The sequence below is a fragment of the Caulobacter sp. GW456-12-1-14-TSB4 genome, from assembly GCF_059424195.1.
The window spans coordinates 131,506-151,660 of sequence record NZ_JBWKZF010000002.1; the positions used below are offsets into that span (position 1 = coordinate 131,506).

At 68.5% G+C, this 20,155-nt stretch carries 18 protein-coding genes and 1 tRNA gene; 12 read left to right on the forward strand and 7 right to left on the reverse strand.

Annotated features, from left to right (window positions below):
• The first annotated feature begins 43 nt into the window (after nt 1-43).
• From AC07YH_RS02585 to AC07YH_RS02600, 4 genes are all read left to right on the forward strand, one after another.
• Nucleotides 44-133 (forward strand) — tRNA-Ser (locus tag AC07YH_RS02585).
• Nucleotides 134-170: 37 nt separating this feature from the next.
• On the forward strand, nt 171-1,079 hold the full coding sequence (locus AC07YH_RS02590; RefSeq protein WP_494745451.1) for a class I SAM-dependent methyltransferase: 909 nt from the start codon (nt 171-173) through the stop codon (nt 1,077-1,079).
• Nucleotides 1,080-1,092: 13 nt separating this feature from the next.
• Nucleotides 1,093-1,830 carry a pseudouridine synthase gene (locus tag AC07YH_RS02595; protein WP_494745452.1) on the forward strand — a complete coding sequence of 246 codons (738 nt, stop codon included), beginning with the start codon at nt 1,093-1,095 and terminating at the stop codon, nt 1,828-1,830.
• Nucleotides 1,823-2,068: a sulfurtransferase TusA family protein gene (locus AC07YH_RS02600; protein ID WP_494745453.1), complete on the forward strand. Its 246-nt coding sequence runs from the start codon at nt 1,823-1,825 to the stop codon at nt 2,066-2,068. The genes AC07YH_RS02595 and AC07YH_RS02600 overlap by 8 nt, the downstream gene beginning before the upstream one ends.
• On the opposite strand, the gene AC07YH_RS02605 is transcribed toward AC07YH_RS02600, so the two are convergent.
• Nucleotides 2,040-3,002 carry a YihY/virulence factor BrkB family protein gene (locus AC07YH_RS02605; protein ID WP_494745454.1) on the reverse strand — a complete coding sequence of 321 codons (963 nt, stop codon included), beginning with the start codon at nt 3,000-3,002 and terminating at the stop codon, nt 2,040-2,042. The genes AC07YH_RS02600 and AC07YH_RS02605 overlap by 29 nt on opposite strands.
• Nucleotides 3,003-3,194: 192 nt before the next feature.
• Nucleotides 3,195-4,322, reverse strand: coding sequence for a CaiB/BaiF CoA transferase family protein (locus AC07YH_RS02610; protein WP_494745455.1), 1,128 nt, complete (start codon nt 4,320-4,322; stop codon nt 3,195-3,197).
• A 217-nt stretch (nt 4,323-4,539) separates the two neighbouring features.
• On the opposite strand from AC07YH_RS02610, the gene AC07YH_RS02615 reads away from it, so the two are divergent.
• The 3 genes from AC07YH_RS02615 (at nt 4,540) to AC07YH_RS02625 (ending at nt 9,096) form a co-directional block, all read left to right on the forward strand.
• The gene (locus AC07YH_RS02615; protein WP_494745456.1) at nt 4,540-5,865 is read left to right on the forward strand and encodes a diguanylate cyclase domain-containing protein; all 1,326 of its coding nucleotides are present in this window, start codon (nt 4,540-4,542) and stop codon (nt 5,863-5,865) included.
• Nucleotides 5,866-5,958: 93 nt separating this feature from the next.
• The gene (locus AC07YH_RS02620) at nt 5,959-6,615 is read left to right on the forward strand and encodes a DsbA family oxidoreductase (protein ID WP_494745457.1); all 657 of its coding nucleotides are present in this window, start codon (nt 5,959-5,961) and stop codon (nt 6,613-6,615) included.
• A gap of 249 nt (nt 6,616-6,864) precedes the next feature.
• Nucleotides 6,865-9,096 (forward strand): DEAD/DEAH box helicase, encoded by a 2,232-nt coding sequence (locus tag AC07YH_RS02625; RefSeq protein ID WP_494745602.1) that lies wholly within the window; start codon nt 6,865-6,867, stop codon nt 9,094-9,096.
• Nucleotides 9,097-9,149: 53 nt separating this feature from the next.
• Here the strand turns inward: AC07YH_RS02625 and AC07YH_RS02630 are convergent, their stop codons facing one another.
• Nucleotides 9,150-10,331: a BaiN/RdsA family NAD(P)/FAD-dependent oxidoreductase gene (locus AC07YH_RS02630; RefSeq protein ID WP_494745458.1), complete on the reverse strand. Its 1,182-nt coding sequence runs from the start codon at nt 10,329-10,331 to the stop codon at nt 9,150-9,152.
• Between the two features lie 56 nt (nt 10,332-10,387).
• Nucleotides 10,388-12,229, reverse strand: coding sequence for a methyl-accepting chemotaxis protein (locus AC07YH_RS02635; protein ID WP_494745459.1), 1,842 nt, complete (start codon nt 12,227-12,229; stop codon nt 10,388-10,390).
• Nucleotides 12,230-12,451: 222 nt separating this feature from the next.
• Here AC07YH_RS02635 and AC07YH_RS02640 point away from each other — a divergent pair, with 222 nt between their 5' ends.
• From AC07YH_RS02640 to AC07YH_RS02650, 3 genes are all read left to right on the forward strand, one after another.
• Nucleotides 12,452-13,792, forward strand: a complete 1,341-nt coding sequence (locus AC07YH_RS02640) for an Hsp70 family protein (protein WP_494745460.1) — start codon at nt 12,452-12,454, stop codon at nt 13,790-13,792.
• A gap of 118 nt (nt 13,793-13,910) precedes the next feature.
• Nucleotides 13,911-15,506, forward strand: a complete 1,596-nt coding sequence (locus AC07YH_RS02645; protein WP_494745461.1) for an ice nucleation protein — start codon at nt 13,911-13,913, stop codon at nt 15,504-15,506.
• Between the two features lie 67 nt (nt 15,507-15,573).
• Nucleotides 15,574-16,050 carry a hypothetical protein gene (locus AC07YH_RS02650; protein WP_494745462.1) on the forward strand — a complete coding sequence of 159 codons (477 nt, stop codon included), beginning with the start codon at nt 15,574-15,576 and terminating at the stop codon, nt 16,048-16,050.
• Here the strand turns inward: AC07YH_RS02650 and AC07YH_RS02655 are convergent.
• Entirely contained in the window at nt 16,047-16,940 is an 894-nt protein-coding gene (locus tag AC07YH_RS02655) for a LysR family transcriptional regulator (protein ID WP_494745463.1), read from the reverse strand. The genes AC07YH_RS02650 and AC07YH_RS02655 overlap by 4 nt on opposite strands.
• A gap of 130 nt (nt 16,941-17,070) precedes the next feature.
• Between AC07YH_RS02655 and AC07YH_RS02660 the strand changes: the two genes are divergently transcribed.
• The gene (locus AC07YH_RS02660; RefSeq protein ID WP_494745464.1) at nt 17,071-17,769 is read left to right on the forward strand and encodes a pirin family protein; all 699 of its coding nucleotides are present in this window, start codon (nt 17,071-17,073) and stop codon (nt 17,767-17,769) included.
• Nucleotides 17,770-17,876: 107 nt separating this feature from the next.
• Complete coding sequence (gene wrbA, locus AC07YH_RS02665; RefSeq protein WP_494745465.1) at nt 17,877-18,476, forward strand: NAD(P)H:quinone oxidoreductase; 600 nt, start codon at nt 17,877-17,879, stop codon at nt 18,474-18,476.
• 256 nt (nt 18,477-18,732) lie between these two features.
• On the opposite strand, the gene AC07YH_RS02670 is transcribed toward wrbA, so the two are convergent.
• Both AC07YH_RS02670 and AC07YH_RS02675 read right to left on the reverse strand, forming a co-directional pair.
• Complete coding sequence (locus tag AC07YH_RS02670; RefSeq protein WP_494745466.1) at nt 18,733-19,647, reverse strand: DUF4861 family protein; 915 nt, start codon at nt 19,645-19,647, stop codon at nt 18,733-18,735.
• Between the two features lie 10 nt (nt 19,648-19,657).
• The gene (locus AC07YH_RS02675; protein WP_494745467.1) at nt 19,658-20,104 is read right to left on the reverse strand and encodes a GlcG/HbpS family heme-binding protein; all 447 of its coding nucleotides are present in this window, start codon (nt 20,102-20,104) and stop codon (nt 19,658-19,660) included.
• Nucleotides 20,105-20,155 lie beyond the last annotated feature (51 nt).

Genomic DNA, 20,155 nt, shown 5'->3' on the forward strand with positions numbered 1-20,155 from the left:
AGTCTGGTTAAGGACCTAGAGCACTGATATAGCCGCCTGCTCCGGGCAGGTGGCCGAGTGGTTTAAGGCAGCGGTCTTGAAAACCGCCGTAGGTGAAAGTCTACCGTGGGTTCGAATCCCACCCTGCCCGCCAGAGCTCTTGGCGACCGGAAAACCCTTTCAGGACAAGCATGTCGGCTTCCAATACCGCGATCTATGGCCAGGCCGATCATGACCTGGCGCCGTCCGCGGCGGACGCCGTGCAGCTGTCGCCGCTGATCGTCGGGTCCAGCGACATCGCCTCGGTTCCGGACGAATCCTTTAACGCCGTGACCGTCCGCGCCCCTGCCGGCGCGGTGGAGCGACGATTTGTCCTCGCCCAGGCGTTGCGGGTTCTGACGCCCGGCGGCCGCATGACCGCCTTCGCCCCGAAGGATCGCGGCGGCCTGCGCCTGAAGAAGGAGCTTGAGGCCCTGGGCTGCGAGGTCGGCGAGAGCGCCCGTCGCCACAACCGCATCTGCCTGGTCGTCCGCCCTGCCGTGATCAAGGGCCTGGACGAAGCGATCAAGGCCGGTGCACCGCGCCAGATTTCCGAGAACGGCCTGTGGACCCAGCCGGGCGTGTTCAGCTGGGACCGCCTGGACGCCGGCACCAACGCCCTGCTCCAGGTGCTGCCCGAGTTCGCGGGCGCGGGCGCCGACTTCGGCAGCGGCATCGGCCTGCTGGCGCTGAACGTGCTGGCCGCGCCCAAGGTCACCAAGCTGGCGCTCGTCGAGCTGGACCATCGCGCCCTCGAGGTCTCCAAGCGCAACGTCACCGATCCCCGCGCGGACTTCATCTGGGGCGATGCGCGCCAGACGGCGTTGAAGGACCTGGACTTTATCGTCAGCAACCCGCCGTTCCACGAGGGCGGCGGCGAGGACAAGACCCTGGGTCAGGCGTTCATCACCTCGGCCGCCGGCGCCCTGCGCAAGAGCGGCGTGCTGTGGATGGTCGCCAACCGTCACCTGCCCTACGAGGCGATCCTGGGCGAGAGCTTCAGCAAGGTGCGCCTGGTCGCCGAGGGCGGCGGCTACAAGGTGTTCGAGGCCCGCAAGTAATGGCCCCAATTCCATGACAAAGGCGCTGATGGCCCGGCTGGACCGGTTGCTGGCCAATCTCGGCTACGGCAGTCGCAAGGACGTCCAGGCCCTGGTCGCTGCTGGCAAGGTCGTGCTGGATGGCAAGGTCTTGAAAGACTCCGGGACCAAGGTCGCCGTCGACGCCACCTTGCCCGAGCGCATGACCATCCGAGGCGTCGCGGTCGATCCGCCGGCGCCGCTGGTGCTGCTGATGCACAAGCCGCTGGGCGTGACCTGCTCGCACAAGGAAGACGGCCAGAAGATCTACGACCTGCTGCCGCGTCGCTGGCAGATCCGGGATCCGGGCCTGTCGACGGTTGGCCGCCTGGACAAGGACACCAGCGGCCTGATCCTGATCACCGACGATGGCGACTACCTGCACCGGGTCATTTCGCCTAAGCGCCACGTGCCCAAGACCTATCTGGCCACGCTGGACCGCGCGCTGAAGGGTTCGGAAGGCGAGGTCTTCGCCGCCGGGACGCTGATGCTGGACGGCGAGGAAAAGCCGCTGCTTCCGGCTCGGCTGGACGTGGTCGATGAGAAGACCGCGCGCCTGACGATCACCGAGGGCCGCTACCATCAGGTCCGCCGGATGTTCGCCGCCGTCGGCAATCATGTGGTCACGCTGCATCGCGAGCGGATCGGCGGACTGGCCTTGCCCGCCGACCTCGAGCCCGGCCAGCATCGCATCCTGCCCGCCGCCGACGCCGAGAGGGTGTTCGATGCCTGAAACACCCCTCGAGCCGATCCTGGTCGATGCGCGTGGCCACCACTGCCCCGTCCCGACCCTGAAGCTGCGCAAGGCCCACGAGGCCGCGCCGGCCGGCGCCGAGCTCGTTTTGCTGGCCACCGACCCGATGGCCAGGATCGACGCCCCGCACTTCGCGGCTCAGGTCGGCGCGACCGTGCTGGACGTCTCCGACCTCGACGGCGGCGTGATCAGGCTTCGTATTCGGAAGGCGCTTTAAGCGGGATCGGTCGAGGCCCTTGCAGCAGGGCCTGAGGCCGCTCGTCCAGGGCGATCTCGACCTCGGTGGCCAGGGCGCCGCCGAAGAAGATGGCGTTCACGCTCCACGACAGCCAGATCAGGAAGATGATCACGGCCGAGATCGAGCCATAGGTCGCGCCCAGGTGGACGATGCGCTCGACATAGAAGGCGCTGGCCCACGACATGAACACGCACAGGGCCGCCGCCGCGACGCCGCCCGAGATCGAGGCGCGCCAGCCGACGATCTCGCGCGACATGGCGTAGCGGTAGATGAGGCTCATGCCGAACACGATGCCGAAGCTGGCCCAGGTCCATTCCGACTGGATCCACGACACCCCCGCCAACGGCTTCAGGTCCAGGGCCGAGCCCAGCAGGCGCAGGGTCAGGAACACGCCCGACATGAAGAACAACATGCCGAAGGCGGCGATCAGCACAAGCAGGGCCATCAGGTTGAAACCGAAGAAGCCGCGCTGATCCTCCTCGTCATGGATGAATGACAGTCCGGCCAGCAACGCCTTGAAGCCGCGATGGGCGGCGTAGGCGCCGACGATCAGCACCACGCCGCTTTGCAGAGAGATGGTCTGGCCGGATGCGTGGGCCAGGCGCGACAGCTCGTCCTGGAACATCGAGCGGGCCCCGGAGGGAATCAGCTCGGCCAGCTTGGTCGCCTGGCGAGCGGCGCTCTCGGGCGTCAGGAAGAAGCTGTAGAGGCCGATCAGAATCGCCAGGCCCGGGAACACCGCCAGCAGGGCGAAAAACGAGACGCCGCCGACGTAGAGCATGACATCGCGGCCCCACAGGCGCGACAGGGCCAGGCCCAGAACGCGGAGGATTTCGCGAGCCCAATGGATCGGATCAAGCTGAAGGTCGCGCCAACGAATGTGGTGCTGCGGGTCTTGCATCCGGCGGACCATGGCGACCGGAGCCCCCAGAGTCAAAGAAAGGGGCGGAGTCAAAGACGCGCCGCCTTTGGGAAGGCGACGCGTCTCCGCAGGAAGTACCTGTGAACCGGACGCCGCATCGAGGGACGGATGGCGCGACGGCCGGTCGACACACGCAACTTGAGGCCCGACGCCTGAACCGCACCTGAACGCGATCAGCAGGTTTCAGAGAGCTCCGGCCGTCTTCAATCCGGCGATCGCCTCGGCCGAGAAGCCCCAGTCGGCCAGGGCCTCGTCATTGTGCGCGCCGATCTTCGGCGGCGGCCCCTGGATGACGCCCGGCGTGGCCGAAAAGCGCGGCGCGGGCGCGGGCTGCACGACGCCGGCCACCTCGACGAAGGTCTCGCGGGCGGCGTTGTGGGCGTGCTTGGGGGCCTCGTCCATGGAGAGGACCGGCGCGAAGCAGACATCGGTGGCGTCCATGATCTCGCACCATTCGTCGCGGCTCTTGGTCTTGATGACGGCGGCCAGCTTCTCGCGCAGCTCCGGCCACTCCTCGCGGCTCATCTGATGCTGGAACTGCGGATCGGTGATGCCGGTCTTCTCCAGCAGCAGCAGATAGAACTGCGGCTCGATCGAGCCGATCGAGATCCACTCGCCATCGGCGCACTCGTAGGTGTCGTAGAAGTGCGCGCCGCCGTCGAGCAGGTTGGTCCGCCGCCGCTCGTTCCACATGCCGCCGGCCTTGAAGCCGTAGAACATGGCCATCAGCGAGGCCGCGCCGTCGCTCATGGCGCAGTCGATGACTTGGCCCTGCCCTGTTTCGCGGGCGTGGATCACCCCGGCCAGCAGGCCGAACGCCAGATAGAGCGCCCCGCCCCCGAAATCGCCGACCAGGTTCAGCGGCGGCGTCGGCTTGTCGTGGGCGCCGATCGCGTGCAACGCGCCGGTGATGGCGATGTAGTTCATGTCGTGACCGGCGGCCTTGGCGTAGGGCCCGGTCTGGCCCCAGCCGGTCATGCGGCCGTAGACCAGCTTGGGATTGCGGGCCAGGGCGACGTCGGGGCCCAGGCCCAGCCGCTCCATGACGCCGGGCCGGAAGCCCTCGATCAGGCCGTCGGCGCTTTCCAGCAGCTTCAGGCAGGTCTCGATCGCTTCAGGATGCTTGAGGTCCAGCGCCACCGAGCGGCGGCCGCGCGCGGTGACGTCGGCCGGCGAGCCCCGCCCCTGGCCCTTGCGGTCGATGCGCACCACGTCGGCCCCGAGGTCCGACAGCAACATGCCGCAGAATGGTCCTGGACCGATGCCGGCGAACTCGACGATCTTCAGTCCCGAAAGCGGCCCCTGGCCCATGACGCGTCTCCCATTCGGCGCTCTTTCGACACCGGTTTCGCCCACTAGAACGACCCTGACGTTCGGTCAGGCAAGCCCCAACGGGAGCGGTATCGAAAACACCCCCAGCCTGCGGCGTTCCGTACCTTTGACCGCGCAAAGCCTCTGCTATGTTGCAGCGTCGAATCTCAGGGTTGGTTGTGGGACTGGCCACACGGGATTTCGGGCGGAGGTTGGTTTGGCGGTTGACGCCCGGATCCTGATCGTGGCGCGCGACGATGTTCGCGCCGGACCGCTGGCCGAAGGGCTGGACCGGTTGGGCTGGCGTACGATCACCGCTCGCGGCCCCTATGCCGCCCTCGCCGCGCTTGGCGACCTGCCGATCGAAGCGGTTATCGTCGACCTGGCCAGCGCCGGTCCCGAGACCCAGACCCTGGCCCGTAGGCTGAAGGCCGCCGTGGCCCCGCGCCGCCTGCCGGTCATCGCCATCGGCGAGCCGGACGGCGACTATCGCAACCAGGCCTTCGACCTCACCCTGTCTCCGCCCCTGCACCCGTCCCAGGCCGCCCTGCGCCTGGAGAGCCTGGTGCGCACGGCCATCGCCGAGGAAGAGTTCGAGCTGCGGCTGGAGACCTTTGGCGAGCGCGGCCGACGCCTGGACCTGCCCGAGCCGCCGGACACCCCGTTCCGCATCCTGGCGGTCGGCGAGCCGGCCCCACAGTTCCTGGCCCTGTCCAACGCCCTGCAAGCCAGCGGCGCGGAAGTGGTCGGCGCCTTCACCGCCTATACGGCCTTCGACTACCTGCACGAGCGGGCCTTCGACTCCGTGGTGCTTTGGGCTGGCGACAGCCAGCAGGAAGCCCTGTCGATCGCCGCCGGCATGCGCCGCAACACCCGCCTGTTCCACATCCCGGCCCTGCTCTATCTGAAGGCCGAGAGCTATGTGACCATGTCCGAGGCGTTCCATCGCGGCGTGTCCGACGTGGCCTCGCCCGAGACGCCCGAGGTCGAGACGGCCATGCGCGTCATGGAGCTGGCCCGCAGCTTCCGGCGCGGCGAGTCGATTCGCGGTGCGCTGGAGAAGGCCCGCAGCTCGGGCCTGATGGACGCCGCCACCGGCCTCTTCACCCGCGACCTGTTCGCCGCCCACCTGGCCCGCCTGGCCAAGGCCGCCACCGAGCGCGCCCGGCCGCTGTCGATCTGCGTGCTGCGCGTCGCCGACAAACCCGAGACCGTCTGGGCGCGTCAGAACGGCTGGCTGGACCGCGCCATCCCGCAGATCGGCTCGATGATCGGCCGCCTGGTCCGCGTCGAGGACACCTCGGCCCGCCTGTCGACCGAGGTCTTCGCCCTGGCCCTGCCGGCGACCAACCTCGGCGCCGCCAAGGCCGCCGCCGAGCGGATCGCCGCCGTCATCGGCTGCACCGCCTTCGACGCCGGCGAGGATCGTCCGCCGTTCGTCTGCGAGTTCGACATCGGCGTGGCCGAGGTCCAGCGCGGCGAAGGCGCCGTCCGGGCCCTGGAACGCGCCGCCGCCAGCGCCCTGCGCCGCGACGCCAGCTAAGCTTCGAGCCCAAAAGCAAAGGTTGGGCGCCGTAACGGCACCTCCTATATGGAACATGTCCTGTAGCGGACATCAGTTGCCGAGGAGTACGCCGTGGCCCAGCCCCAGACCGCCCCGCTGATCATCGACGTCGTCGCCGACGTGGTCTGCCCCTGGTGCTATCTCGGCTGGCGACGCCTGAAGTCGGCCCTGGCCCTGCGCCCCGACGTCGAGGCCAAGTTGATCTGGCGTCCGTACCAGCTGGACCCGACGCTTCCCGAGGAAGGCGTCGATCGCAAGCAGTACATGGCCGCCAAGTTCAAGGACCCCGAGAAGCTGAAGACCGTCCACGCGGCCCTGGTCGAGGGCGGCGCCGAGGAAGGCATCAGCTTCGACTTCGACGCCATCGAATTCTCGCCCAACACCAACGCCGCCCATCGCCTGATCCGCTGGGCCCTGACCGCCGGCGCCCAGGACGAGGTCGTCGAGGCGCTGTTCAAGGCCTATTTCACCGACGGTCTCGACATCGGCGATCCTATGGTGCTGGGCGACATCGCCGAGGCCGCCGGCATGGAGCGCCTGGTGGTGCTGCAACTGCTCTCCGAAGGCGCCGACAAGGAAGCCGTGGCCCGCGAGCACGCCATGGCCGTCCAGGGCGGCGTCACCGGCGTGCCGTTCGCCATCTTCGCGGGCAAGGTCGCCGTGGTCGGCGCTGAGTCCCCGGAACGCATCACCCAGGCGATCGATCAGGCCCTGGCTTCGGTGAACTGACGCAAAGCTGCCTCTCTCAAAGAGAGAGGGACAAAAGCGTATTCCATCACCGCGCTTGCTTTTTGCAGCGCAACAAGCGCATAAGGGTCCTCGTCGAGCCCCCATCCCGTCGCGGAGGGGGCTATTTTCGTTGGAATTCGACCAATAAGCGGGTCCGAGGGAAGCGTTACTGGCTTCAGGGGTCCGATTTGGTCATTGGCGCGAGCCGCGCGTTTTTTGTGTGCGCGGCCGCAAATGAACTGGACCCATATGCCCTTCCCCGCCTCCCACCCCGCTCTCGAGCGGGCTCTCGCCGCTCAAGGTTATCTCGAGCCCACCCCCGTCCAGGCCGCCGTGCTGGAAGCCGACGCCGAAGGCCGCGACCTGCTGGTCAGCGCCCAGACCGGCTCGGGCAAGACCGTCGCCTTCGGCCTGGCCGCCGCCCCCACCCTGCTGGGTGAGGAAGAGATCTTCGGCCGCGCCGGCGCCCCGCTGGCCCTGGTGATCGCCCCGACCCGCGAACTGGCCATCCAGGTCAATCGCGAGCTGACCTGGCTGTACGCCCAGGCCATGGCCGTGGTCGTCAACTGCGTCGGCGGCATGGATGCTCGCCGCGAGCAGCGCGCCCTGAACTACGGCGCCCACATCGTCGTCGGCACCCCGGGCCGTCTGCGCGACCACATCGAACGCGGTCACCTGGACCTGTCGGAGCTGAAGGTCGCCGTCCTCGACGAGGCCGACGAGATGCTCGACATGGGCTTCCGCGAGGACCTGGAATTCATCCTCGACGCCGCCCCGGCCGAGCGCCGCACCCTGCTGTTCTCGGCCACCCTGGCGCGCGACATCGTGCAGCTGGCCAAGAGCTACCAGAACGACGCCATCCGCATCGACACGATCGGCCGCAACGAGCCGCACCGCGACATCGAATATCGCGCTGTCCGCGTCGCGCCGAACGAGGTCGAGCACGCGGTCGTCAACCTGCTGCGCTACTTCGAAAGCCCCGGCGCGCTGGTGTTCGCCAACACCCGTGAAAGCGTCCGGTCGCTACACTCCAAGCTGCGCGAGCGCGGCTTCGACGTCGTCGGCCTGTCGGGCGAGCTGTCGCAACGCGAACGCGCCGACGCCCTGCAAGCCCTGCGCGACGGCCACGCCCGCGTCTGCGTCGCCACCGACGTCGCCGCGCGTGGCCTCGACCTACCGGACCTGGGCCTGGTCATCCACGCCGAACTGCCGGTCAACAAGGCCACCCTCCTGCACCGTTCGGGCCGTACGGGCCGCGCGGGCAAGAAGGGCGTCTCGGCCCTCGTCGTCCCCTACACCCGCCGCCGCAAGGCCGAGCAGCTGCTGATGGCCGCTGGCGTCGAAGGCCAGTGGGGCGGCGCCCCGACCGCCGACGAGATCCGCGCCAAGGATCAGGAACGCCTGCTGGACGATCCGATCTTCTCCGAAGCCACCAACGAGGACGACGCCGGCCTGGTCGCCGCCATGCTGGAAAAGCGCACGCCGGAAGAGCTGGCCTCGGCCCTGATCCGCGCCCGCCGCGCCAAGCTGCCGGCTCCGGAAGAGATCTACGAAGACCCGCGCCACGGCGCCGATCCGGGCCCACGTTCGCGCGAGCCGCGTGACTTCGGTGATCGCGGCGACTTCGGCGGCGAGCGTCCGCCGCGCGAACCGCGCGCGGACATGGAAGGCTCGGAGTGGTTCCGCCTCAACACCGGCCGCCGCAACAACGCCGACCCCAAGTGGCTGATCCCGCTGATCTGCCGCCTGGGCCACATCACCAAGAAGGACATCGGGTCGATCCGGATCTTCGACTACGACACCAAGTTCGAGATCTCGGCCGAAGCGGCCGTGAAGTTCGGCGCGGCGGTCCAGCAGACGGTGCGCGACGACGTCTCGATCACCCCGACCACGGCTCCGGCTGCCCGTGAAGCCGGTCCGCGTCGCGAGTTCACCCCGCGTCCCCCTCGCGAACATGGGCCGCGTGGTGAGAACGACGGTCCGCGCGAGTTCAAGCCGCGCGCCCCGCGTGAAGATCGCCCCTACGCCCCGCGCGCCAACGCTCCGGGCTCGCGGGATCACACGCCGCGTCCGTCCAGCTACGGCGACGACGGCGTCAGCAACGCCAAGCCGTACGGCCGTGGCGAAGAGCCGAAGGCCGACTACAAGCCGCGCCGCGCCCCGCGTGACAACGATGCGCCGCGTGACTTCAAGCCGCGCGACGAAGCTCCGCGCCCGTACTCGCCGCAGGACTCCGAAGGCGCCCCCAAGCGCGCCTTCAAGCCGCGCCACGAGGCCGGCGCCGACGGTCCGAAGAAGCCCTTCAAGAAGGCCTTCGCCGACAACGCCGCCGGTCCGAAGCCTTACGCCAAGCCCTATGCCGGCAAGCGCGACGACGCCGGCCCCGGCAAGCCGTTCAAGGGCCCCAAGCCCTTCAAGGCCAAGAGCTTCGACGCCAAGCCCGGCGGCAAGCCGGCCGGTAAGCCGTTCAAGAAGAAGTAGTTAGACGAAGAGCCCCTCCCTCACCGGAGGGGCTTTTTTCTTAGGCGCCCATTCTAAGCGCTCTGTCCGGCCGACCAGCCCGACGCCCAGGCCCACTGGAAGTTATAGCCGCCCAGCCAGCCGGTGACGTCGACCACCTCGCCGATGAAGAAGAGGCCCGGTACGGCCTTGGCCTCCAGGGTGCGCGAGTCCAGGGCGTCGGTATCGACCCCGCCCAGCGTCACTTCCGCCGTGCGATAGCCTTCCGAGCCGACCGGCTTGAAGGTCCAGGCGTTGACCGCCGCGGCCAGCGGTCCCAGCACCTTGTCAGAACAGTCGGCGATGTTGCCCTTGCCCGGCGCTTCCTCGTCCGCGATCAGCTGGGCCACGCGCTTGGGCACCAGGGTCGACAACACCGTCGCCACCGCCTGGCGCGGCGAGGCCGTGCGGGCCGCTTTCAGCGCCGCCAGGGCGTCGACGCCCGGCGCCATGTCGACCCGGATTTCGTCGCCCTCGCGCCAGTAAGACGAAATCTGCAGGATCGAGGGGCCCGACAGGCCCCGGTGCGTAAACAGCATGCCTTCGCGGAACCTGGTCTTGCCATGGGCGACCACGGCGTCCAGCGCCACGCCCGACAGTGGCGTCAGGCGGGCGAGCATGCCGGCCTCGAAGGTCAGCGGCACGAGCGCCGGACGGGTCTCGACAAGACCGATGTCGAACTGCTTGGCGATCTCGTAGCCCAGACCTGTCGCGCCCATCTTCGGGATCGACTTGCCGCCGCTGGCCACCACGAGCGAGGCGCAGGTCACCTTGCCCGATGACAGTTCGACCTCGAAGCCGGCCTCGGTCTTGGCCACGTCCTGGAAGCTCGTCTCCAGCCGCAGCTTGACGCCAGCGGCCTTCATCTCGGTCAGCAGCATGTCGATGATCTGCTTGGCCGAGCCGTCGCAGAAAAGCTGCCCAAGAGTCTTCTCGTGATAGGCGATGCCGTACCGCTCGACGAGGGCGATGAAGTCCTTCGGCCGATAACGGCGCAGGGCCGACAGGGCGAACTTCGGGTTGGCCGACAGGAAGTTATGGATCGACGCGCCGGTGTTGGTGAAGTTGCATCGCCCGCCGCCGCTGATGCGGATCTTCTCGCCCGGGGCCTTGGCGTGATCGACGATCAGCACCGAGCGCCCGCGCTTGCCGGCCTCGATGGCGCACATCATGCCGGCCGCGCCCGCGCCGATCACCAGGACGTCGAAGTTTTCCAAGGTCTTCCTACGATTTGCTCAAGGCCTCTTCGACCGGAGCAGACCGTGGAAGTCAATCAGCCCGCGTGGCGATAGCCCGGCCGCGAAGCCGGCTGGCGCTGGGCCGGAGCCTTGGCGCTGACCTCGAAGCGGCCGATCATGCGCACCAGGCCGCTGATGTCCGACTTCAGGGCGTGGCTGACGGCCGTGGCCTGCTCGACCATGGCCGCGTTCTGCTGCACGCCCTGGTCCATCTGGTTGACGGCGGCGTTGACCTCGTTGAGGCCCGTTGCCTGCTCCTTGGCCGAGGCCGCCAGCTCCGACACCAGGGCGTCGATCTCGCCGACCTTCAGCACGATGCCGTCCAGGGCCTCGCCGGTCTGGCCGACCAGGCGCACGCCCTCGTCGACCTGGGCCGTCGAGGCGCTGATCAGGCCTTTGATCTCCTTGGCCGCTTCGGCCGAGCGCTGGGCCAGGGCCCGCACTTCCTGCGCCACGACCGCGAAGCCCTTGCCGCTCTCGCCCGCGCGCGCGGCCTCGACGCCGGCATTCAGCGCCAGGAGGTTGGTCTGGAACGCGATCTCGTCGATGACGCCGACGATGTTGCCGATCTTGGCCGAGGACTGTTCGATGCCGTTCATGGCCGCCACGGCGCCGCGCACGACCTCGCCCGAGCGCTCGGCGTCCGAGCGGGTCGAGGTGACGACGCGGCTGGCCTCGCCGGCGCCCTGGGAGGCGCGGCGGACGGTGGCGGTGATCTCGTCGAGCGCGGCGGCGGTCTCTTCCAGGCTGGCGGCCTGCTGTTCGCTGCGGCGAGCGGTGTTGTCGGCGGCGGCGGCGATCTCGTCGGCGCTGGAGCCCACGGTCCCGGCCACGGCGACGATGCCGCCCACGGCCTCGTCCAGCTGGGCGATGGCGGCGTTGAAGTCGTCGCGGATGGCCTCATAGCCGCGCGGGAAGGCGTCGGTCAGGCGCACGGTCAGGTCGCCGTTCGACAGGCGCGACAGGGCGTTGGCCAGCCGTTCCATGGCGAAGGCCTGATCCTTGGCGGCGGCCGAGGACGACGCCTCGTTGCGCGCCCGCTCGCTCTCATTGGCGGCCGAGGCGCGGGCCTGCTCGGTCTCGGCCGAGCGCAGGGCGACGGCGTTGTCCTTGAACACCTGGACGGCGCGGGCCATCAGCCCGACCTCGTCCTTGCGGCCGGCGCCGACCACGTCGACGTCCAACTTGCCGTCGGCCAGGTCGGTCATGCTGCGCGACAGCGACCGCACCGGGCGCGAGATCTTCGACGAGCCGATCCACAGGGCGAACAGCATGCCGCAGGCGGCCGCGCCCAGGCCGAACAGCAGAGTCAGCCACGAGCCGGCGGCGGCCGACTTGCTGGCGCTGGCGACCATGGCCGCCGTCTCCTTATTGTAGACGTCGCCCCAAGCCTTGCCTTCCTTGGCCATGGCGTCGATGGCCGGATCGACCTTGGTCAGGCCCGCGACGGCGCCGGGGTCGTCGTTCTTCAAGGCGAGGTCGGCGGCCGAGCGAGCGTCGGCATAGGCCGCGTCCAGCTTGGTCTTCATGCCGGCCGTGTAGTCGGCGGTGGCCGGGTCGGCGGCGGTGATCTTGTCGAGGCTCTCCTTGCCCTCGCCATAGACCTTGTCGAGCTCCTTGGAAGCCGATGCGGCCTGGTCAGACGCGCCTTCATAGGTCGCCGTGCGGTGGGCCGCGTAGCCCATCATGCTGATGCGGCGCAGGAAGCGGGCCGATTGGACCTCGGCGGGCGAGCGGTGCTTGACCAGCACCTCGGTCGCCGCGTCGGCGCGCTTCTGCTGCCAGACGCCCAGGCCCGCGCAGGCCACGGTGGCGACGGCCAGCACGGCGGCGGGCAGCAGGACCTTGGTCGAGACCTTCAGATCGTCGAGCTTCACGGCGTTCCCCCAAATGCACGCGGCGCCGGTACTGAGGCGCCCGCAGAGTGTTCCCGTTGGCGACACCGGTGTCAGACGAATCGTCATGCGCCGGGTTCAATTATGCGAGAGGGTCCGGCGCCGACCGTAAACGAGCACTTAAAAGTGGCCTGACCGCTTGACCTTCTCACAAGAGACGTTACGACGCACGCCCCTCCCCGTTCTTACATCCCGAGCCATATCATGACGGCCGCTTCCCCCGCGCCGAATGCTGGCGCGCCGACCATTGGCGTCGACTTCGGCACCACCAACACGGTCATCTCGCTGACGCACGGCGATGATCACGCGCATCTGGTCCGCTTCTCGATCGACAACCGCGACCTGTTCGCGTTCCGCTCGGCGCTCAGCTTCCATAGCGTGCAAGGCCAGAACGGCGCGGTGAACGAGCGCGTGGTCGAGGCCGGCCCGTGGGCGATCGAGTCCTATCTGGAAGACCCGCTGGAGACGCGGTTCATCCAGTCGTTCAAGACCTTCGCCGCCTCGCAGGCCTTCACCGAGACGCGGATCCTCAACAAGCGCTATCTGTTCGAGGACCTGCTGGCCGCCTTCCTGCTGCGCCTCCAGGAGCACGCCGCGGGCCAGCTGGACGTCCTGCCCCCGCGCGTCATCGTCGGCCGCCCGGTGACCTTCGCCGGCGGCTCGCCGAACGAGACCCTAGCCCTGACCCGCTATGAAGAAGCGTTCAAGCGTCTGGGCTTCACCGACATCCGCTACGCCTATGAGCCCGTTGGCGCGGCCTTCTTCTTCGCCCGCCAGCTGAAGCAGGACGCCACCGTGCTGGTGGCCGACTTCGGCGGCGGCACGAGTGACTTCTCGCTGGTCCGCTTCGAGCGCGATCCCGACGGCACGCTGCGCTCGACGCCGCTGTCGCGCTCGGGCGTCGGCATCGCCGGCGACGCCTTCGACTACCGGATCATCGACCAGCTGGTCTCGCCGGAGCTGGGCAAGGGCTCGGACTACAAGTCGTTCTCCAACAAGCTGCCGATCCCGCAGCGCTACTACGCCGCCTTCGCCCGCTGGGACCAGCTGGCCCTGCTGCGCGCCTCCAAGGACATGCGCGACATCCGCGCCCTGGAGCGCACGGCCGTCGAGCCCGAGAAGATCGCCGCGCTGATCGAGGTGCTGGACGGCAATCACGGCTACGCCCTCTACAAGTCGGTCTCGGCGCTGAAGGAAGCGCTGTCGAGCGAGACCCAGGCCAGGTTCCACTTCGCCGCCGGCTCGGTCGAGATCGAGAAGCAGGTCCAGCGCAGCGAGTTCGAGGCCTGGATCAATCCCGAACTGACCGCCATCGAGACCGCCGTCGGCGAGGCCTTGGAGCGCGCCAACCTGACCGAGGCCGGCGTCGACCGCGTCTTCCTCACTGGCGGCAGCTCGTTCGTGCCGGCCGTGCGCGAGATTTTCCTGCGTCGCTTCGGCGCTGAGAAGATCGAGAGCGGCGGCGAGTTCGAGTCCATCGCCTCGGGCCTGGCCTTGATCGGCCGCGAGAAGGACCTCGATCTCTGGACCATGCGCGCCCAATAGGGCGCCCGACGTAGGTCCTTTCGGTCGCATGGCCCCGTTCTGGGGTTTCGCTTAAGGTTAACGCGATCGATTCGCGTCGCCGCCGTGGGCGGGGCGACCATATGGGGCAACGAGTCCAGTGCCGATTTCGTACCTGTCCACCGCCCAGATCGCCGCGCTGACGCCGGAGACGATCACCAACCTCTCGGCGACCAAGCTGGCTACCCTGGCCAGCACCCAGGTCGGCGCCCTGTCCAACACGGCGCTGGGCAGCCTGTCGGCCACCCAGGTCTCGGCCCTGACCAACACCGCCGTGAAGGGGCTGACGGCCACCCAGATCCCGGCCTTCGCCCCGAACCTGATCTTCGACGCCACCCAGCTGTCGGCGTTCAGCGGCGGGCAACTGAACGCCCTGACCTCGACCCAACTGGCCAAGCTGGACGCCGATCGTCTCGAGAAGCTGACCGCCGCCCAGATCGGCGCGCTGGACGCCACCCACTTCACGGGCCTGACCGGGGCCCAGATCACGGCGCTGAGCACCACCCAGGTCAAGAGCCTGACGGCCGTCCAGATCGGGGCCATGAGCACCGAAGACCTGGGCGAGATGTGGCCCGAGCAGCTGCAGGTCCTGTCGCCGACCCAGCTGGCCGCCCTGCCCGCCACCCTGATCCCGGCCCTGGACGACCTGCAGTTCGCGGCGATCTCCACCACCCAGCTCAAGGGCCTGACCGCCACCCAGGTCGGGTCGCTGTCGCTGGATCAGCTGACCGATCTCGACACCGACTTCAACGTGTTCTCGGCCGCGCAGCTGGCCGGCCTGACCAGCACCCAGACCAACGGCCTGTCCGACACCCAGTTCAAGGCCCTGACGGCGACGCAGCTGGCCGGTCTTTCCAGCAGCGGCTTCGCCGGCCTGTCGGCCACCCGGGTCGCCAGCATGACCGCCACCCAGATCGGCGGCCTGAGCGCGGCCCAGGTCCGAACGCTGAGCTCGACCGACTTCGTCAAGCTGACCCCGACCCAGGTGGCGGGCTTCACCGCCACCCAGCTGTCGGCGCTGTCGACCGAGAACTTCAACGCCCTGTCGGCCACGCAGGTCGCGGCCCTGACCTCGACTCAGCTGGCGGGCCTGCCGGCGACGCAGATCGGCGGCCTGACTAAGACCGACTTCGCCGAGCTGTCGGCCACCCAGTTCAAGAGCCTGAGCTCCAGCCAGATCGGCGGCCTGTCGGTCGAGAACCTGTCGGGCCTGGACGCCACCGCCTTCCAGGCGCTGACCACCACCCAGATCACCGGCCTGACGGCCACGCAACTGGCCGGCCTGACGACCACGGACATGGCCGAGTTCTCCACGACCCAAATCGGCGCCCTGAGCAGCGCCCAGCTCGGCGCGATCTCGATCACGGACGTGGCCGCCCTGTCGGCGACCCAGGTCACCGCCTTGACCACCAGCGCCCTGCGGGGCCTGTCGCCCTACCAGATGCGCAGCTTCTCGCACGCCGAGTTCAGCCAGTTCACCGGCACGCAGATCCAGTCCTTGAGCGCGACCCAGCTTGGCTCGCTGGCCACATCGGTGATCGCCAGCCTGACCACGACCCAGGTCGGCTATCTGCTGCCGGCCCAGATTCCGGGCCTGACCGTGACCCAGCTGGACTGGCTGTCGACGACCAACCTCTCGGCCATGACCCCGCTGCAGGTCGGCGCCCTGACCCCGACCCAGGTCGCCAGCCTCTAGGTGAGAAAGCTTCTAGACGGCCCGGCCCAGGCGGGCGTCTGATAGCGTCGCCGCAAGGAGCCGCCGCATGATCCGATCCGCTCTCGTCGCCCTCTGCCTGCTGAGCGCCACGCCCGCCCTCGCCCAGAGTGGCCCGCTGGGCGCGATCGGCCTCTGGAAGATCGACTTGGCCGCCTCGCGCTTCAACGAGGCCCTGACCGGGCCCGCGCCGCTGAGCGCCGAGATCGACATCACCAAGGATGACGGCAAGGCGCTGGCCTGGACCCTGATCGAGGAGGACGGGAGCGGCCTCGCCGCCATCCAGTTCGCCGACGCGCCGCTGGACGGCTCCCCGACCAAGGCCGTGGTCAACACCCAGATCGTGATGATCAGCGTGCGCCGCGACGGGCCAAGCGGCATCACCGCCGTGACCAGCAACAAGACCGGCCGCAAGCAGTCGATGAAGGTCTGGCTGGCCGATGCCAACACGCTGAAGGTCGAGCAGGACGTCGACGGCCAGCCCGGCCCGCCGGACCAGAGCCTGGTCTTCAAGCGGGTGCGTTAGCGCCCGAGGGCCTTGGCCAGATAGTTGGCCAGCGCCTCGACCCGAGCCGGACGCGGGCCGCCGGGCGGCATGACCAGGTGCAGCGCGATCGGGGCGGCGGTCCAATCGACCAGGATCTCCTCCAGCCGACCATCGGCCACGGCCGGGCCGACGATGAAGTCCGGCAGCACCGCCACGCCGGAGCCGGCGATCAGCGACGGGACCAGCACGTCGCCGTTGTTGGCGCGGATCACAGAACGCGGCCGCACAGAGGCCTCTTCCGCGCCTTTCTGGAAGCGCCAGGTCTCCGGCGCGGCCTGGTGGCCATAGGTCAGGCCGCGATGCTCGGCCAGGCCCGCCGGGTGGCCGGGGCGGCCGTGCTTGTCCCAATAGGCCGGCGAGGCCACGACGTGGCGCTTCACCGCCCGCAGGCGGCGGGCGACCAGCGAGCTGTCCGGCAAGGAGGCCACGCGCAAGGCCAGATCGAAGCCCATGCCGACCAGGTCGACCGTGGCGTCCGACAGGTGCAGATCGACCGAGACGTCCGGATAGGCCTCGAAGAAGCCCGGCAGTACGGGGCCTAGGGTGGTGATGCCGAGCGACATCGGCACGGCCATGCGCACGACACCCCGCGGGGCTGCCGATTGGCTGGAGGTCTCTTCTTCAGCGGCCTCGGCCTCGGCCAGCATGCGGGCGGCGCGCTCGACCAGGGACTGGCCGGCGTCGGTCAAAGCGAGGCGTCGCGAGGTGCGGTTGAACAGGCGCGCGCCCAGGCGCTCCTCCAGCCGGGTGACGGCCTTGGAGACCGTGGCCTTGGACATGGCCAGTTCCTCGGCGGCGGCGGCGAACGAGCGCAGCTCCACCACCTTGGCGAACACGGCGAGGCCTTCGAGATCGGGCAGCTTGGACATGTCGAGAGCTTAGTTTTGGAAACGATGAGTTTCAACAGTTTCCATTTCGGATCCCGCCGAGAAGCCTATCTTCTCCTCAACAGGACGCGCCGACGCGGCGCACTCCAGAGGGTACAGAAAGGTTAGAGCCATGATCGACCGCAGACCGTTCGACAAGCTTGGCGGCGCCAACCACGGTTGGCTCAATGCCAAGCACCACTTCTCGTTCGCCAGCTACTACGACCCCAAGAACATGAACTGGGGTGCGCTGCGGGTCTGGAACGACGACGAGATCGCTCCGAACACCGGCTTCCCGCCGCACCCGCACAGCGACATGGAGATCATCACCTATGTCCGCGATGGCGCGATCACCCACCAGGACAACCTGGGCAACAAGGGCCGCACCGAGGCCGGCGACGTCCAGGTGATGAGCGCGGGCACCGGCATCCGTCACTCGGAATACAACCTCGAGCCGGAAACCACCCGGATCTTCCAGATCTGGATCGAGCCCAAGACCTTCGGCGCGGCTCCCTCGTGGGGCGCCAAGCCGTTCCCGAAGGGCGACCGCTCGGGCAAGTTCGTGACCCTGGCCTCGGGCTTCGCCGATGACGCCGACGCCCTGCCGATCCGCACCGACGCCCGCGTTCTGGGCGCGACGCTGAAGGCGGGCGAAAGCACCACCTACGCCCTGGGCAAGGACCGCAGCGGTTACCTGGTCCCGGCCGTCGGGGTCGTCGAGGTCAACGGCGTCAAGCTGAACGCCCGCGACGGCGCCGGCATCAAGGACGAGGACGTGATCACCGTCACGGCGCTCGAAGACGCCGAGCTGGTCCTGGTCGACGCCGCCTAACCGCGACGGGACCGTTCAAGAAACCGGCGCGAGGAACCGCGATACCTCGCGCCGACCTTCTTCACCGAAACACTTCTCCCAAGACACCCAAGCTCAAGGAGGCCGTGATGGCCAAGGTTCTCGTTCTCTACTACTCGTCGTACGGACATATCGAGACCATGGCCAAGGCCGTGGCCGAAGGCGCCCGCGAAGCCGGCGCGACCGTCGATATCAAGCGCGTGCCGGAAACCGTTCCGGAAGCGATCGCCAAGGGCGCGCACTTCAAGCTCGACCAGGAAGCCCCGGTCGCCAATATCGCCGACCTGGCCGACTACGACGCGATCATCGTCGGCACGGGCACGCGCTTTGGCCGCATGAGCTCGCAGCTGGCCGCGTTCCTCGACCAAGCCGGCGGCCTGTGGGCCCGCGGCGCGCTGCACGGCAAGGTCGGCGGGGCCTTCACCTCGACCGCCACCCAGCACGGCGGTCAGGAGACCACCCTGTTCTCGATCATCACCAACCTGCTGCACTTCGGCATGGTGATCGTCGGCATGGACTATGGCCACGCCGGTCAGATGACCCTGGATGAAGTCACCGGCGGCAGCCCCTACGGCGCCACCACCATCGCCGGCGGCGACGGCTCGCGTCAGCCCAGCGAGAACGAGTTGGTCGGCGCCCGCTACCAAGGCCGCAAGGTCGCCGAGACCGCCATCAAACTGCACGGCTAACTTCCCCCATTAGCCGCAGCCGGTCGCTCGCATCCCTCCCCCCAGGCGGGCGACCCACGAACCGCTCCGAGGCTCCCCTCCGCCTCGGGGCGGTTTTCGTTTGGGTCACCCCCCCAACATCCGTTTTCCCGGCGAAAGCCGGGACCCAGCTGGAAGAACGCTGGGGTGAATGCCTTGAACGCAGCACTAATCCCATCATCCCCAGCGCTTTGGGATCTGGGCCCCGGCTTTCGCCGGGGAGACGGGGTGAGTGACGTCAGTGCTTCGGATCGAAATCCGGAGCTTGCGACGTCACATACGCGTCCCACTCGGCCGGCGTATGGAAGTCCAGGCCCTTATCCCAGGCCGCGCCCATGTAGTAGACGAACGGCTTGCCGGGCTCGACCTTGATCAGGACGAGGTAGTTGTCGAAGTCCTGGCGCACCTCGACGACGGACTTGGGATCGACCATCAGGGCGATGGCCATCGAGCCCTTTTCCGGATCGGCCGGCTCCCAGAAGGTCACGCGGCCGGGGGCCAGGTCCTTCTTGAACACGCCCGAGCTGGCGCCGCGCTTGCGCTTGGTGATGCCGATGCCGACCACCAGCGGGCCCGGCTTGTCGGAGCTGATGGTCGAGACCATCCGCGTGAAGTTGGTGCCCAGCGGCAGGGTGAACGTCCGCGTCTCCCAGACCTTGCGATCCACATCGACCGGCCATGGCGCGTAGTCGACGCTGAACCTGGCCACGTCCGGGCCATTCTGGATCAGCTTCCAGCTGGACCAGTTGCGCGAGGTCCACAGCTTATTGTCCTGCCAGATCCCCAGGCCGCCGGCGCCACGGCCAGTGCCGACGTCGTAGAAGTCCAGGCCCTCGCCGTGGTTCTGGTGCTGGTCGCCGGTCTTCAGCTGGCGGTCCATATACGGCCAGCGCTCGCTCTTGCCCCAGGCGTCGATGCCCGAGGTCGAGGGCGGTTCGGCCTTCTCCAGGTCACGGCTGTAGATCCGGTGGGCCGTGCGGTCGTTCTCCCACAGGATGTCGTTGAAGCGATACGGGGCCAGGACGACGGCGGCCTTGGGCTTCTGGCCCTCGGCGTCGGGCTTGGGCAACGGCGTGGCCGGGCCGTGCTCTTGCGCATGGGCGGCGCCCAGCGACAGGGTCAGGGCGGCGGCGAGGGCCAGGGTCTTCTTCATGTCGGAAGCCTCAGTGGAACTGCGGGAACTTGGCCAAAGCAGCGCGAACGCACAGGTCGGCGGTCTCGTGCGTGGTGTCGGCGATCGCCAGGCCGCCGACGACAGCGGTCCCGACATGCAACGGCAGCGAGCCGGCGTGCGGGTTCAGGTGGTCGGGATCGGCCTTGATCTTGGCGGCGAAGTCCGGATCGGCCTTCTCGCGCGGCTCCATGACGCTGCCGGGCTGGTCGAAGACCACGGCGGCGTTGGCCTTGCGCGGAGCGGCGATCGGCGGCTTGGGGCTCTGCTCGTCGCGCAGGACCACGAGCGGGTTGCCCTGGGCGTCCACGACAGCGGCCGAAACATGCGCGCCCTTGGTGGCGCAGGCGTCGATCGCGGCCTTGGCCAGATCGATCGCCGTGGGAAGGCTCAAGGGCTGCGCCGCTACGCTCGCCGTGAAAGCCAGGATCGCCAGCATCGTGCTTCCTCCCAGAAGTCTGCCTTCCGGATATAGCGCGCGCCGAAAATT